5 protein-coding genes are annotated in these 15,978 nt (G+C 58.5%); 3 read left to right on the top strand and 2 right to left on the bottom strand.

Annotated elements, in window-relative coordinates:
* Positions 1-31: 31 nt before the first annotated feature.
* Complete coding sequence (gene trhO / locus AB4O08_RS21420) at positions 32-973, bottom strand: oxygen-dependent tRNA uridine(34) hydroxylase TrhO (protein WP_010208911.1); 942 nt, start codon at positions 971-973, stop codon at positions 32-34.
* Positions 974-1,208: 235 nt separating this feature from the next.
* Here trhO and AB4O08_RS21415 point away from each other — a divergent pair, with 235 nt between their 5' ends.
* Genes AB4O08_RS21415 through AB4O08_RS21405 form a run of 3 tightly spaced genes read left to right on the top strand, consistent with a single transcriptional unit; the run spans position 1,209 to position 13,144 of the window.
* Positions 1,209-3,638 (top strand): Tc toxin subunit A, encoded by a 2,430-nt coding sequence (locus tag AB4O08_RS21415; protein WP_460114333.1) that lies wholly within the window; start codon positions 1,209-1,211, stop codon positions 3,636-3,638.
* 36 nt (positions 3,639-3,674) lie between these two features.
* Positions 3,675-8,549, top strand: coding sequence for a Tc toxin subunit A-related protein (locus AB4O08_RS21410; protein WP_460114332.1), 4,875 nt, complete (start codon positions 3,675-3,677; stop codon positions 8,547-8,549).
* Positions 8,546-13,144: a SpvB/TcaC N-terminal domain-containing protein gene (locus tag AB4O08_RS21405; protein WP_460114331.1), complete on the top strand. Its 4,599-nt coding sequence runs from the start codon at positions 8,546-8,548 to the stop codon at positions 13,142-13,144. The genes AB4O08_RS21410 and AB4O08_RS21405 overlap by 4 nt, the downstream gene beginning before the upstream one ends.
* Before the next feature lie 57 nt (positions 13,145-13,201).
* Here AB4O08_RS21405 and AB4O08_RS21400 read toward each other — a convergent pair whose 3' ends face one another.
* Complete coding sequence (locus tag AB4O08_RS21400) at positions 13,202-15,934, bottom strand: RHS repeat-associated core domain-containing protein (protein ID WP_460114330.1); 2,733 nt, start codon at positions 15,932-15,934, stop codon at positions 13,202-13,204.
* Positions 15,935-15,978 lie beyond the last annotated feature (44 nt).

Raw genomic sequence — 15,978 nt, 5'->3', positions numbered from 1 at the left:
CCATTACATAGAGCAGGCGCGCGGACATGGCTCAGGCCTCGGAAGGAGTTTGCTTGTAGTTGAAGCCAATCGGGTGCGGCAGGTTGCGGGCCTTGGCCAGCTCGATCTGCTTCTGCCGGTCGATCGCACTGCGACGGGTCTTCTCCGGCAGCTTATCCCAGCAATGCGGGCAACTGATGCCCGCCACATAATGCTCGGAGGCGCGGTCGTCGACACTGACGGGTGTGCGGCAGGCATGACATTGATCGTAGTCGCCTTCGCTCAAGTCGTGGCGCACGGTCACGCGATTATCGAAAACAAAGCAGTCGCCCTGCCACTTGGTTTCTTCCTGCGGCACCTCTTCGAGGTACTTCAGGATGCCACCCTTGAGGTGATAGACCTCGTCGAAGCCTTCGCTGAGCATGTAGCTCGACGCTTTCTCGCAGCGAATGCCGCCGGTGCAGAACATGGCGACTTTCTTGTGCTTGGCCGGATCGAAGTTGGCTTTGATGTAGTCGGGAAATTCGCGAAAACTGGTGGTTTTCGGATCGATCGCGCCTTCAAAGGTGCCGATGGACACTTCGTAGTCGTTACGGGTGTCGATCAACAGCACCTCTGGGTCGCTGATCAGCGCGTTCCAGTCCTTCGGGTCGACATAGGTACCGACTTTCTTGTTCGGATCGACGCCTTCGACGCCCAGGGTCACGATCTCTTTCTTGAGCTTGACCTTGGTGCGGTAGAACGGCTGGTCGTCGCAGTAGGACTCTTTGTGGTCGATGTCGACCATGCGCGGGTCGTTCTTCAGCCAGGCCATCAGGCCGTCAATGCCTTCGCGGCTGCCGGAAACGGTGCCGTTGATGCCTTCTTCGGCGATCAGCAAGGTGCCTTTGATGCCGTTGTCGACCATCGCCTGCAGCAGTGGCTCGCGCAGGGCGACGTAATCTTCGAGGGTGACGAACTTATACAGTGCCGCCACGACAATCGGTTGAGTCATGGGTGTTCTCTCCAGGTGGCTACCCTCGTAAGGGGTGAACCGGATGCTAAAAACGCGAACCACGTCGCGCGGCGCGCATTCTAGCAAAACCGCGACGCCACCGCATCGACACTCCGTTAACGATATTTCCCTGACACGCTCACGCCTTTGGCTGACCTCGGCCCGAGCCACCTGCGTGATAGCGTCTTGCGTCGCCCAGTGGATCCACCTTTGGGCTCACAGGAAGATCGATGACATGGACACCTTAAACCGTTCGTTATTGGCCAGGCTGGTGGAACAGCCCGTTACTCCAAGTGTTGGGAAGGTCGACTTCACCACTGCCATGGATCTGCTCCGCTTCACCAGCGTCTTCGACATCGTCGAGCTGCCCGAGGCCGAGTTCATCCGTCGACTGGCCCAGTACAATGATGACGACGGCGCCCAGGCTTATAAAAACGCATGCTCCTACACCACTCAGTTGCAATGGCTGTACGACCAACAACCATTGAACACCCCTCATGCCCGTAGCAAACGCGACCTTGAGCCGAGCGCGCCCAGCCTGCTCAATGAGGACTGGGGCAATGCCTGCCACCCCGATGCCATCGCCGCTATCGATTCGCCTGTCGCCTACCTGCGAGCACTGTTTCTTTTTGCAACTCAGCTTGAAAAAAACGGCAAGGGAACGAAAACCAAAATCCTCTTGAGCCAACGGCGCCCAGAGCTGAAAAATTTACCGATTGACCACGACACGACCTTTGCCCAGCGCCCGCTGCTGACGCTGATCGATGACATGTTGCGCAAACAGATCAAACTCCATCACCCGCAGGAGAAGGTGCGCGCGCTGCTCAGCAAGCAACGCTACCCCTTGACACTGCCTTACCACCATCATCACCTTCAATGCCGCCTGGGACTGTCGGGAACCCAGCACGCCTTGGGTGAATTGAATTATCGAATCAGCAAGCGGCTGCCGTTTGACGATGCCGGCAGCACACGGTATGGCACGGTCAAAGCGCGCAACAATGACGTGCAATGCCTGCTAAGCGAACTGAATCCCCAACAGCAAGAACTGTTGACGCAGCCACACGTCACGGGAAGCACTCTGTTTGAAACCTACTTTGGCAGACCCAGTGCACCGGAAAACCTTGACGACTTTCTGAAATGTACGGCGCTGGACACTACCCAGTTACAAGCCCTCCTGGCGCAAAACAGTTTCGCCGCCCATGCCTCCCTCTCGGCGTCTAAACAGTTGCTGACCTATGGTGCCCGCTATGTCAATGGCACAGACCGCCTGCCCAAGCTAGAGGTTGGCCAATCCGCCGACGGGAAAACAGCGACACTACTCAATACCAGCCTCGATCGGTTCGACCGTCTGCATCGGATGATCCGCCTGCAAAAGTGGATCGATCTGCCATTCGCCGAACTCGATACGCTGATCGTCAGCACCATGATGCTTGAGGGCACAGCCAACGCCGATCTTCAGATAAGCCACACCACCCTGCGCGCACTGGGGGTCTACCGCTATCTTCGTGGGCGCTACAGGCTCAAGCCGCTGGAATTTTCGGCGTGGCTGGATCGCCTACCCGTGCAGGCCAGCGCCAACGAGCCCGCCTTATTCGATCAGGTGTTCAATCGCACACTATTGTCCGGGCGACCGCTACCGCTGGACGACCAAACCTTCGATTCGCATACCCGCCAGCAGCTTTGCGCCGCGTTGGCGTTGAGTGATACACCGGACTCGCTGCAACTGCTGACAGACGCGTTCCCCAACCCTCTCCACAGGAACCTGGTCACGTACTCCGGGATCTATCGGCTGGCACGCATTGCCCAGGTTTTCGGCCTTTCTGTCTTGCACTGCAAACAACTGGCCGACCTGCTCGGCCCGTCCACCTGGAGCAAGCTGGCCAACCCCACATTAAGCACCGAGATGGACTTTCTCGATGTGCTCATGCGATTGGACTGGGCCGTCACCTGGCTCAGGGACAATGACACCAGCGTAACGCAGTTGCGCCAGCGATTGCTGCTGGAGCCCGCCGCTGATAACTCGGCGCTCAAGCGCTGGGTCGATTTACTCCCAAAGGGGCTTGAGGCGTGCATCCAAGAGTTTTTGGAAAACCCGGCGCCGGCCCTCTACAGCAATGAGCTTAAGCGCTACTACAGGCTACATTTCAAAAAAACGGACACTGAGCCCACCCACCTGATCCTGCTGGCGCCGGATATCACCACGCTGTTGCCGTTGCCGGTTAACAGCACGTCACTGCGTCAATTACTGATCAACCCCCATTGGCTGGACAGCGAAAAATCCCCCACAGAACTGGTCGAGCTGAGCCTTGGCACGCTCTATCTATTGCAGCGTTTCAGAGACTGCTGCGAGAGGTATGGCCTGGCACAGGACAGCCTATTGGAGTATTTCGAGAGCGCCAACAGCATCGGGTCTCAACCCCTCGATACCCGGCTAAGTCAATGGTTGGGGTGGGACGAAAAAGAACTGCGGGCGCTCACTGAGACCTTGCCCACACACAGGGTCAAGTCCATGGACCAGTTGGACTGGATCATGCGCTGCCGGCAAGCCTGCACCATCACCCGCCTCTCCAGCCAAATGCTGCTCGACGCCAGCGAGCTGGATACCGCCAGCGACTTCAATAAATGGAAGCTCGTGGGCGAAGCCATCATCGCCGCACGTCAGTAAAGGCTTTCTCTCAACCAGCAGACTCAAGGAATGATCATGTCTGAGACCCTCGACCAGCACCTCAGTGAAGCCTGGCGTGACGCCATGCTCGCCTACTATCTGGCCCATTGCATCGACACCGAGCTTAAAGACTCGCTGCGCACCCCCAACGACCTGTACGACTACTGGCTATTGGACGTTCAGATCAGCCAGGCGGTACCGACCAGCCCGGTCGCCAGTGCGATCACCAGCCTGCAGCACTACATCAACCGGATTCACTCGGGCCTCGAACCGGGTTATGAGACCCAGGGCATGTCGCCCCACGAGAGCCTGGCCTGGCAGAAGTCCCTGCACACGTACCCCCTGTGGAGCGCCAGCCAGCAACTGCGCTATCACCCGCATAACTTTCTCGACCCCACACTGCGTGAGGACAAGAGCGAGAGCTTCCAGCAACTGGAAAACGACCTCAACCAACATCGAATTCAACCCAACACTGTGCAGAACGCCATACAAGGCTATTTGTCACGGTTCGAAGGGATCGCCAGTATTCATACGCTCAATGGCTACATTGACGGCAATGTCGCGCAGTTGGATACCAGCACCTATTACTTCGTCGGCAAGTCCGCCACCGACAACCTCTATTATTGGCGTTCACTGGACCTGTCCAAACGCTCCACCGGCAAGCCTGACGCGCCTGCGCCTCTGGCCTGGACAGACTGGGAACCCGTCAACCTGACGTTTTCCGCCGATACACCCGATCACAGTATTCGCCCGGTCCTGTTCAATCATCGGCTGTTTATTGTTTGGGCCGAGAGCATCAAGCCTGCGCCCTACCAATCCTTCAAGGCACAGGGAAACGGCAATGGCGACTACGAGGACAACGGCGACGACGAAAAACAACGCCAGACTGAGTGGCTGAACAGCCGGTTCGTGAAGTTTCGCCTGTGTTTTTCCTATAAAAAACTGGATGGCACCTGGAGCCTTCCGCACACAGGCCTGGAAGAGCACTGCGTTACGCGGGGCATCAACGCACTCACGTCGGCGCAACTTATCAGCATCACGCAGACCGTTGCCGTGGTTGATAGCCGCGCCCCTCACACCCTGTTCCTGGGAATAAGGGCCAACACCCTGAATCATGGCAGCGACCAAATGGGCGATTTTTTCCAGGCCATCCGCGTCGATCAGTCACTGGGTATAAAAATCGTCGCTTCTGCGGGCAGCCCTGGCCGATACAAGATCGTGCCGGGCTCAGACGTCGCTCAGGAAACCATCAGGTTGCTGGAAGCCTATGAGGCTACAAAGAACACGCCACTGCAGACCGCGTTGTTGGGTGGCGCCGACCCGGGCAACGTATTTTCCAGCGTGTTACTCCCTCCGTTTGCCCACCAATACTTCCGCCTGTTTTTCGATATAAACAAGGACAACTTACAGTTCAAGACACGCGTAGCGCTGGAGCAGGACAAAAGAACCGTAACCTTAGCGGCTCAAGCACTCGAGATCGAACACCAGAAGACGTGGGACTTTGAATTCAGAAGCAAGGATATAGAGGCTGCCGATACCGCCACCACAAGCTTTGATCCGGTCACCAAAGAGTTCGTCTTCACCTCGAAAACCATTCAGCCCTTTCTGCAGACTTACAGCATCACCCTTGCATCCCAGTACTCCGCGTTCAGCATTACCCTGGTCACCAAATCTGCGTTGCATGACCCGACCTCATTCGAAGTTGAACTCATGAGCGGCTCGAACATCAGGATCGACTGCGCGATACACCCCGTCGGAAGCGCCACCTACCACTCGATGTTCTTTAAAAACCCCAGGACCGGAAAAAGCTTTTCCAACGCCATCTATGACAAAAACTCCATATTGTTGAACCTTGTGGGGCAGATGAACACGATGCCGGACATGAGACCGGGACAACAAAATCAAGTTAAGCCCGTCACTGAATACTCCCTGGCCGGGAAGTTTCTCAACAAAAATGCATTCCTCCACTTATATACCCATCATCAGGATCCCTTCCTGGCGATACTCGACCGCTACAGCGGCTACGCCCTGCCAGGTGATGAGGCCGCCAACAAAAAACTGCACTTCATGAATGACCTGAGGCTTGAGTCCGTCAACACTTCCATGCCCAAGGTGCGTTTTTACAAGCACGTCATCATGCAGTCCAAACTGGAAGACGTACCCACCCCGCAAGCCATCAATAACAACACCGCCCGAATCCTTAACTTTACGGACGTCGAACACGAAAGCCTGGCGGGCGCGTTCCCAGAATTAGCAACCGGGCATCTGGCGAGTACACGGATAACGTTATCCGATGAGCAAACCGCATCAGCCATCACGGTGATCCATGGCGTCATCACACTGGAGAGTCAAGAGAATGAGGTGAAAGTCCTCGGCTATGCGCTCAAGGCTGTCAAATGCACCCTCGACACATCCCTTACCGTCGACGAGCCTGCCCATTCCCCCCGCATCATGCGCCAGCAGCAAACAACCGGAGAGACGGTCGAATCCATTGATTTTTCCACAAGCTTCGTCCGGAAGATCCCGGCAATCCGACTCAATACCAGCGTTGCGAGTCAATTGATCCAGACTGCCTTGCTCAGCTTCGACCCCTTATTTTTACGGTCCCCTGAGGATTGGACGGAACCGGCATTGACGGCTGACGCCTCACGCGTGCCCCTGGACTTCCAGGGTGCGCACGGCAAAAGTTTGCGGGAGCTGTTCATCTATTTGCCTTGGACCCTCGCACATTGCTTCAACCAGCAGCAGCAATACGCTCAGGCTGAAACCTGGTTGCACTACTTGTTCGACCCTCGCCGAACAGACGCCGGGGCGCTGAGTGTGTTGCTCAGCAAAACCGTTGAGCTGAGCTACGCCTGCCAACACCCCCAGAGCCCGCATTACCTGGCTCTCAGTTTTCCGACCTACCTTCGCAAGGCGTTGTACCTCCTCAATGTGGATATTCTGATCAACCGGGGCGATGCGGCCTATCGCCAGGTAAGCCCCGACAGCCTGGCCGAAGCCAAACTCTGGTACATCCAGGCGCAGAACCTGCTCGGCCTGCGCCCGACAATCACACGTGCCGATGCCTGGACCTCGCGCACATTGCGCACACTGGCGCAAGCGGACTCTCCGGCAGTACGCCAGTTGGAACAACAGCCCGAATACACCGCGCTACTGTCCCGGCAATGTGAAACCACCGGGCAACGTACCTGGCTCACGGACAGCCCCTACTTTTACCGCCCGTTGAACACGCAACTGGTCACACGCTGGGACACATTGGAAAGTCGCCTGCATGGGCTGCGCCATCATCTGGACATTGCCGGCAAGCCGTTGCGCCAAACCCTCTTTGCGACCCCCTTGCCCCCCGCGGCCCTGCTGACGCGAAACGCACAGAGCGCCACGGGTGGCGCCAGTGCCCTGTCACCGGTCCGGCCTGAAGTGGGTCACTACCGGTTCCAGGTCATGCAGGGGCATGCCTTGAGCGCAGTCGACAGCCTGGCGCAGTTCGGCACCACGCTACTCACGCTGATCGAGCGCAAGGAACAGGCGCACTACCTTGAGGTGCAGCAACAGAACGCCTGGCAACTCGCCGAGCTGGTGTTGACCCAGCAAACCCAGGCCCTGGCCATCGACGAAAAAAACAAAGACGCACTACGTCGCAGCCGCGCAATCGTCCACGGGCGACTGGACTTCCTGGCGCACCAGCTCAGCGAAGGCATCAGCACCGGTGAAATGTCGGCCGGCCAACACTATCTGGAGAGCGCCGCCTGGGAGAGAAAAGTCGCGATTGCCGGCATGGGCGCCGGTGCCGCCATGCTCGCGCCCAATATCTTCGGTACGTCGTTCGGGGGGATGCGTTTTGAGGGCGCGTTCCAAGCCTACCAGGCCTTCGCCCAGGGCGAGGCCAACACCGCCCGCGCCAACGGTAACGAGCTGGAACGCACCGAGCAATTCAATCGTCGTGCCCAGGAATGGGCCTACGCCGAACAACAGGCCCGCCTGGAATTGGCCCAGATCGACGCCCTGCTGCTGGTGCATGCCGAGCAGGAAAAAGCCACTCGCCTGCAACTGCGCAGCGCCCACAGCGCATTGGCCCAGGCCAAGTCAGCCTACGAACTCCTCGGCATGCGCTTTACAGGGGCACAGCTTTATCAATGGCTCACTGCGCAACTGAGCACGTTCTATTACGCACTGTATGACAGCGTCCACTCCCTGTGCCTGGCCGCTGAAGCCTGCTGGCAGTATGAGACCGCCGAGAGCCGGCAGTTCTTTCAAGGTGAAGCCTGGCACCACGCCTCCCGAGGACTGTTGAGTGCTGAAAACTTGAAACTGAACCTGGTAAAAATGAACACTGCATACCTGCAGCACACGCCACGCGAGCTGGAAATCAGCAAAACCGTGTCACTGCGCCATCGCTTGATCGAGTGCTCGGTCGTAACCAAAGGGCAGGCGTCTCAAGCCGCCAAAACCTGGACCGAGCACAAGGCGGGGCTAGTAAGCGGCGGCACGATTGGTTTTTCCCTGACCCAGGCGTTACTGGATGAGGACTATCCTGGACACACCCTGCGACGGATCAAGCACGTCAGCGTCTCACTTCCCGCCACGCTGGGGCCTTATGAAGACATCAAGGCGACATTGACCCAAACCAGTAATAAAATTCAGATGCCTGATGGCATCACCAAAAACGACTTCAGGGCACACCAGCAAATCGCCTTGTCACGCGGGCTGGATGATAACGGCCTGTTTACCCTCAGCTTCGACAACGATCCACGTTACCTGCCATTTGAATACACCGGGGTCATCTCCAACTGGATCCTGGAGTTCCCCAATCCTGCCCGGCAAAAAGCCGTCCTTGAATCAATCAACGACATTGTCATTCACCTGCGCTACACCGCCAGGGTGCCGGCTGCCAACGGGAGCCGGGCATGAACGACGATACACTCAACCTGCAGGTCAATACCCCGGCCCTGCCCAAAGGCGGCGGTGCCATTCAAGGCACCGGCAAAGGCTGGGGCGATGTCGGCGCCAGCGGCATGGCCACCTTTGAGATTCCCTTGCCGGTTTCTCCCGCACGCAGCTATGCGCCAGCCCTGTCGCTGACCTACCACAGCGGCGCCGGTAACGGTCCCTTCGGATTGGGTTGGAGCGTGCCCCTGCCTGCCGTCAGCCGGCGTACTTCCCATGGCGTGCCGGCCTACACGGAGCACGACGTAATAGTGGGCCTCGACGCGCAAATATGGCTACCCGAGCGCGACGCCGAAGGGGCAATCGTCAGCCGTCGCCAGACCGCGTTCAATGATTTGCCACTGACCATCGCCTACACGGTCACGCGGTACTTTCCCAGGCTCGAGAGCCGCTTCGACCGTATCGAGCACTGGCATAGTGCAACCGATCCAGCAGGCTTCTGGTTGATACAAAGTGCCGATGGCAGTCAGCACTTTTACGGGAAGACCCCATTGGCCCGGATTGCCGATCCGGACCGCCCGCACCACGTGGCGCAATGGTTGTTGCAGGAAAGCCTGAATGCCCACGGCGAGCACATTTATTATCACTACAAACAAGAAACCGACCCCTCGCGCTACCCGAGGGACTGTCGAGCCCAGCATTACCTGGAGCGCGTCTGCTACGGCAACTTCATCGCCAAGGAGCAGGAACAGCTCTACCTCTGGCAGACCGACGATAAGCCGGACATGGGTTGGCACTTTCAGTTGCTCTTTGACTATGGCGAACGTGACCTTGAACTGGATAAGCGGCCGACGTACCAGGCCACGCGGGAATGGCCGGCACGACCCGATCCCTGCTCGGATTTTTCGTTCGGCTTCGAGTTACGCACCCTGCGCTGTTGCAACCAGATGCTGATGTTTCACCACTTCCCCAAGGAAGCGCAAATGGGCGCCGACCCGGTGCTGGTCAACCGTCTGCTGCTGGAATACCGCGCACCCAGCCATGTCAGCCTGTTGATGGGAGTGCATGAGCAGGCGTTCGACAGCGCGGGCAATAGCGTGAGCCGCCCGCCGCTGGAGTGTTTTTACCATTCGAGCCAGCTCAAGGTGGACAAGAGCGGCTATCAGCCCTTCAGTTCGCTGCGCGGTCTGCATGACAGCGATCGTTATCAACTGGTCGATCTGTATGGCGAAGGCCTACCGGGTGTGTTGTATCGCGCTGACAAGAGTTGGTACTACCGTGAACCCCTCCGGCCGCAGCATACGAAAACCGGCGACGAGGTGATTTACGGCGAGGCCCGGGAATTGGCGCGGGTACCGGTCGCCGACAGCGCCCGGCCCATTCACCAGGCGCTGGCGGATGTGGACGGCGATGGCCGCCTGGACTGGCTGGTTGCCCACCCGGGAATGAGCGGCTTTTTCAGCCTGGACGAACAGCGCAACTGGTCAACCTTCACGCCGTTCGATGCGTTCCCGTCGGAGTTTTTCCATCCCCAGGGAGTACTCGCCGACTTGATGGGGACGGGACATCCCGACATTGCCATGATCGGCCCCCGTAGCGTGCGCCTGTATGCCAATCGCCAAAAAAAAGGCTTTGAACCCGCCATTGAGGTGTCTCATACGCTCGACGATACCCTGCCGATCATTTCTGCCTCGCCCAACGAACTGGTGGCCTTCAGCGATGTGCTTGCCACGGGCCAGCAGCATCTGGTGCGTATACGTCATAACGAAGTGAAATGTTGGCCAAACCTGGGTCGAGGACGTTTTGCCCAAGGGTTTGTGTTGGCCACGCTGCCGTTCCGTTATGAAATGTTCAAGGCAACCCATGTATTGCTGGTCGACCTGAATGGAGGTGGCGCTACGGACTTGCTGTATTTGAGCGCCGACCACCTGAGTATTTTCCTCAATAAAGGCGGCAACGGCTTCGAGGTACAGCCGATCAAAATCCCATGGCCCGAGGGCGTGCGGTATGACGACCACTGTCAGGTCAACGTCGTCGACGTGACCGGCCTGGGCTGCCCTAGCCTGATCCTGACCGCCGCCCACCAGACCCCCATGCACTGGCGCTACGACTTTTTTACCCGAAAGCCCTGGCTGCTCCTGCACACCGACAACAACATGGGGGCTCAGGCCTCGATCAAGTATCGCAGCAGTGCCCAGGAATGGCTGGATGAAAAACGTGAGCGCCCCGCCGACGGCCAGCCTGCTCTCTGCCAATTACCCTTTGCGCTGCTGCTGGTCAGCCAACACACCCAGCGAGACGAAATTACCGGCAACCAACTGACCCAACGCTGGCGCTATCGCCAGGCGTATTACGACCGCACGGACCGCGAATTTCGTGGCTTCGGGCTTGTGCTGCAAACCGACACCGAAAGCAGCACAGACACACAACACCTCCAGGGTTTCAGCGCACCCGTGCGCACCAAAACCTGGTTTCATACCGGGCAATCCATCGACATGCCCACCCTCGGCCATAGCACTCACGACCCACAGGCCAAGGCCATGGGACGCACGCTGGTCAGCCGATACAAGGCGACGTCCGGGGCGCAGCCGCTGGATCATCACGACGACTTGATCAGCGATCCTGCGCCGTCGCTGGCACGCGAAGTGGCGCGCGCACTCAGCGGCAGCGTGCTACGGGTAGAGGTGACAGCGGCGGACCCGGCGCAAGACGCAGTGCCCTATACCGTCACGCAACAGCGTTATCTGATCCGTGAACTGGCGCCGAACAGCGCCCATACACCCTACGCCCGGCTACTGCCATTAGCCCTGGAGTCGATCAGCTATCAATATGAAGGGGTGGAAGATGATCCCGTGTGCCAGCACCAGATCAACCTGCGCTGGGATGCCTATGGTTACCTGGTGCACGGCGTCACCCTGCACTATGCCCGCCGTACAAACGCTGACAGCTCACCGCCCACCGTGTTGGTCGACGAGCATCACAAGCGCTGGTGGCACGATACCCATGACAGCGCGCAACAGTTCTATTACCTGAGCGAAACGCTGGCACAGCACATTCATTTGGACGACGCACCGCACTGGCGCCTGGCCTTGCCCTACCGCCAACGACACAACGCCCTGGTGCTGGGCAAGGCCCCAGCGGCTGGCGGGTTAGACCTCAAGCGTATCGCCTATGAGGCGTTCATCGACAACCTCGACGGTCCATTGGCCGCAGGTGCCAAGCGTGAGCTGAGCAGCTTGTCGGTGCAACGCTATCGGCAAGCCGGTGGCCTCGGTAAAACCCTGGAGCCGGGCCTCGCCACTGTCCAGGCCTTGACCGATTACCTGGAAAGCGCAGAGCTGGATGACCAGGCCCTAAATGTCTACAAGGACATACCGGCGATGCCCAACCAACCTGCGGTGGACCTGGTGCAAAAGCTCAGCGACAGCGGCTATCACCCCATGGAGCTGTTTTTTCTCTTCCCCGGCGAGGTGCCGCCCAAGGAAAATCGCCTGTGGTCGATTCGCCGGCACTTTCCCCGCTATGGCAAGGCCACCCAGTTTTATCGGATAAGGGCGCTGCGGGCCACCGAGGCCCACGGTGAAACAACGCTCAAACATGACCCCTACATGTTGCAAACTGTGCGTGTAAAAATGCCCGACGGTTGTGTGACCAAAGCCGAATACGACTATCGATTGCTGCTGCCGACAAAAATTGTCGACCCCAATGGCAATATTCAAGAAGCGCTGTATGACGGTTTCGGGCAAATGCTCGTCAACACCTTTCGCGGTCGCGAGCAAAGCCTCAACGTGGGTTTCGACGCCTTGGAGCGCTACCGCCCGCTCAAGGATGTAACGCCCGGGTTTGCCATAGAACACGCGCAAAGCGTGTTGCAGAGCATGGCCCGCCTACACTGCTACGCCCCATTCAGTTGGATGGGCGCGGTCGACTTGGCCCTGGTCAAGCCAGAGTGGGTCGCCAAAGCCTACCTGCTCCCCAGCGGGCATATCCGCGCGGGCGCGAGGGCACGTCTGGGCGCACGAGCGCGCCAGGGTAGCGGTCGCCAGGGGCTCAGCGACAGCGACAAACAACTCAAGGCGTTGATCGACAACGCCCGTCGGACCCCGGTGCATGGGCTCATGTTGCAGGCCGACCGCTACCCGGACGATGCCGCCCAACAGATCCGCATGACCTTGACCTGTTGGGATGGTTTTGGTCGTACCTTGCAGACCAAGCAAAAGACTGAGTCAGGCCTGGCCAATGCGGTCGACGACAAGGGCAACCTGCTGGTCGATGAGGTGCCCGATAAGGCACCCGGCACCTTGAAAAAACAGCTGCGCCAAGTGCAAGCCGACCCCCGCTGGCGCGTCAGTGAGCGTGTCGAATACAACAACAAGGGCCTGGTCATTCGCGTCTACCGCCCCTACTTCGCCGACAAGCACGCCTACGTCAACGATCAATCCATGCGCGAACTGGGCCACTGCGACCGACAGTTCTATGACCCCCTCGGACGCCCGACACAGACACTGACCGCAGGAGGATTCATGCGGCGTACCACCTATTGGGCCTGGTACACCGTCAACGAGGATGAAAACGACACGGAGGGAGTACTCCAGGTAACCCCATTGACTGAACAGTAAAGCCTGGGCCAGCGTGGCCACCTCACCATTGCAAGGCGGCCACGCTGAACCGTTCAGTCAGTGCGTCGCCCGTATTGAACCCCTGGAGCGGGATAGTGAGCTGACCGGTTTGTAGCGACGCCAAAGGGAAGGGTCGGACCGCCAAGGGGCGTCAACCTGTTGTTTCTGATGATAGAACGTCACATGGCCTGGCACGCGCGATCGATGTCGATAAAGCCAGCGCAGCTCCGAACCCGCGAAAGAGGTCTCGGTCTTATTGATCACGTTGGCCATATCCAGATGATCAAGCGCAAAATGCACATGGCGAATACTCTGAGGGTCCGTCAGCGTTTTCAACGCTGACTTACTGGCGCGACTGACCAGCTTGCCCTCGAACGTACGCAAGCTCATGCCATGGTCTAAAAGGGTTTTCTCGAACGAATAGGTACCAGAAGAATAGTCACTCACGAATTTCTTCGCGAACGCTCGGTTGGCGGCGGTCGACGTACAGCCCGCATACTTCGACTTAATGGCGTCATAGAACTGCTGCGCGATCGGTGCGCCATGCACCTGGAGCTGTTGTTCAAACTCATCGTCGGTGAGCCTGCCCTTCCCGTACTCAACGTACACAGGGATGAGTTCCTTTTTCAACCTTGCCATCGCCGCGCCCATCTCTTCAGCCCCGAAATAGGTGACCATTGCGTCCCCACGTGCCGTCAGCTTTGACCAAAAGCTGCGGTAGCTTGTCACGGTACTGCCCTTACCGAAAATGATGTCGCCTCGACTGGGTTGAAATTGCTCGCCAAACGACGCTTGCGTGCCATCGGCATCCGTGAATCGCAGGGGGTTGCCCAACGTCATGGCGTACAGATTCAGACCGTCCACATCACCCAAAGGGTCCGGGCTGATCCATCGTTGCAACCACGGCGCGTAATACCGCGATCCGTAGTAATACAGCCCTGTCGCGTCGCGCTCCTTACCCGCGTAGCGGCGAACCTGATAGGTAGCCCTCTGCGTACCGTTGGTAGCCCACCACGCCGTTGCGCCATAAGGATAATAATGTTCCTGGCTCAACAACTGCGCTTGCCCGTCCAGCTCCAGTAAATGGCTATTGAGGTGATCAAGGATACTGAACTGCAGCTGTTCTTCACTCATATCACTGGGGCCACCGGCCTCCCACTGCAACACCGTGGCCCGGCCGCCGCCCGTATCAATGTCCAGCACACTCAAGCGCTTGCCAGGTTGTCCATGCAGGTGCAAACCCGGCAAGTAACACGTGATATGTGTATGGGGTTTGCCAGCGACCTGCTGGCTTCTGATCTTGGCTGCCCGCTGGCCTTGGCCATCGTAGAGGTAACGTTCCACATCAGGATCACCCTGCGCGCGCCGCACCTGCGTCGCGTGGGTGAGTTGATTACTTACGTTCCAGCCTAACTGCTGGCCGCTGCCGAGTATTTGTTGGTTGCCGTTGGCATCAAACATCGTTGCCCATGGTTGCGGCGCTCCATCAGTGACCGACAAGGCGCGATTGCTGCCCACCGCTACATTCATGTCCCGGGTATAACCTGCTCCACTGCTCGGCACATGGCGAAGACGTGTCAAGTTGCCATTCTCATCGTAAGTGTAATGCTGGGTGTAATTGCGCCAGAGTCCGGGGGCGGTTGCACCGAACGTCACCCGCTCCGCAGTTGCCTGACCACCTCTGTTGCCGGCATTTTCCCGACCGCTGGCCTGGGTTAACTGGTACAAACTGTCGTACTGGTAACGACTGACCGCATCAATGCGAGCATTGCTGTGCCATTTAGTCGGCTGGGCCTGGTCGCTGAGGCTGAGGATGTTACCTACCGGATCGTACTCGTACACAAGGTCCTGTAGAGGCTTGGCGGCCTCGCCCTTGCGATACACCGTCAGCTGCAACAAACGATTATCTTCGGCGGCGTATTTCGCCCTCTTGGTGACGTCATTGCCCATCCGTTCGGACTCCACCAGACCGCTGGCGTTGTACACACGCTGGTTCATCAACACTTGGCGCGTGCCCCCGCGCAGGGTCAGCGCAACCTCCAGCAGCCAGCCTTGTTGCCCATAGCGCTGGTGCCGACGATTGCCCTTGGCGTCGATCAGCTCCAACAGCGCCCCCAAGGCATCGTAGCGCCAGGTCGTGGTATAGGCGTTGGGCTCTAGCTGTTCGGCTTGAGTTTCATCGCTCGGCGGCCAGTCAACTGTCGGAGTATCCATGCGAAACCGTCGAGTCTGCTTGATGACGCTCCCACCGATCCCGTACCCACCCATCCACAAAACACCGGCCGGGTCCGCATGACGAATCAGTCGACCACAACGGTTGCCAGCCCTCTCGGCGGGCGCGGCTGCCGCATAGGTCAGGCGCTCGACACAACGCCGCGCCGGCTGATCCGCCGCTTGTTCGAAGATGGCCAAGGGGCGCACCTGGGTATCGTACTCATAACACTGGTGAGAGCCTCGGGCGTCCCAGCGTTCCAGCACTTGACCGCCCCCGCCCAACAGTGACATCTGCCAGCCGGCGTCCACACTGTCGGTACACAGCAATTGCCCCGAGAGGCTGTAATACTGGCGCTGATTGGGGCGGACGCTGGCCGATGCCGACTCACTCAGCGCGTGCAGTCGTGGGTCCCATTGTTCCAGCAACCTCCCTTGGCTGCCAAACACCCGGCGCTCAATACGTGCGCGGGGCAGGTCCTGGGAGGTGTCACGATGATAGGCCACGCTGCGGACCGCCAAACCACGAGGATCAATGGCCGATAGCGTGGGCGTATGTTGGTGCAGGAGATGAGACATGGCGTAACAACCTGAATAGCAGACGATCAGCCAAGCCTAGAGAT

This window comes from Pseudomonas sp. H3_E07 (genome assembly GCF_054668895.1).
Note: the sequence above shows the minus strand (reverse complement) of the source record. Positions and strands in the feature narration are given on the sequence as shown.

Excerpts from the sequence above, each read along its gene's own strand:
- trhO (WP_010208911.1), bottom strand. The coding sequence starts at position 973 with ATGACTCAACCGATTGTCGTGGCGGCACTGTATAAGTTCGTCACCCTC.
- AB4O08_RS21415 (WP_460114333.1), top strand. The coding sequence starts at position 1,209 with ATGGACACCTTAAACCGTTCGTTATTGGCCAGGCTGGTGGAACAGCCC.
- AB4O08_RS21410 (WP_460114332.1), top strand. The coding sequence starts at position 3,675 with ATGTCTGAGACCCTCGACCAGCACCTCAGTGAAGCCTGGCGTGACGCC.
- AB4O08_RS21400 (WP_460114330.1), bottom strand. The coding sequence starts at position 15,934 with ATGTCTCATCTCCTGCACCAACATACGCCCACGCTATCGGCCATTGAT.
- AB4O08_RS21405 (WP_460114331.1), top strand. The coding sequence starts at position 8,546 with ATGAACGACGATACACTCAACCTGCAGGTCAATACCCCGGCCCTGCCC.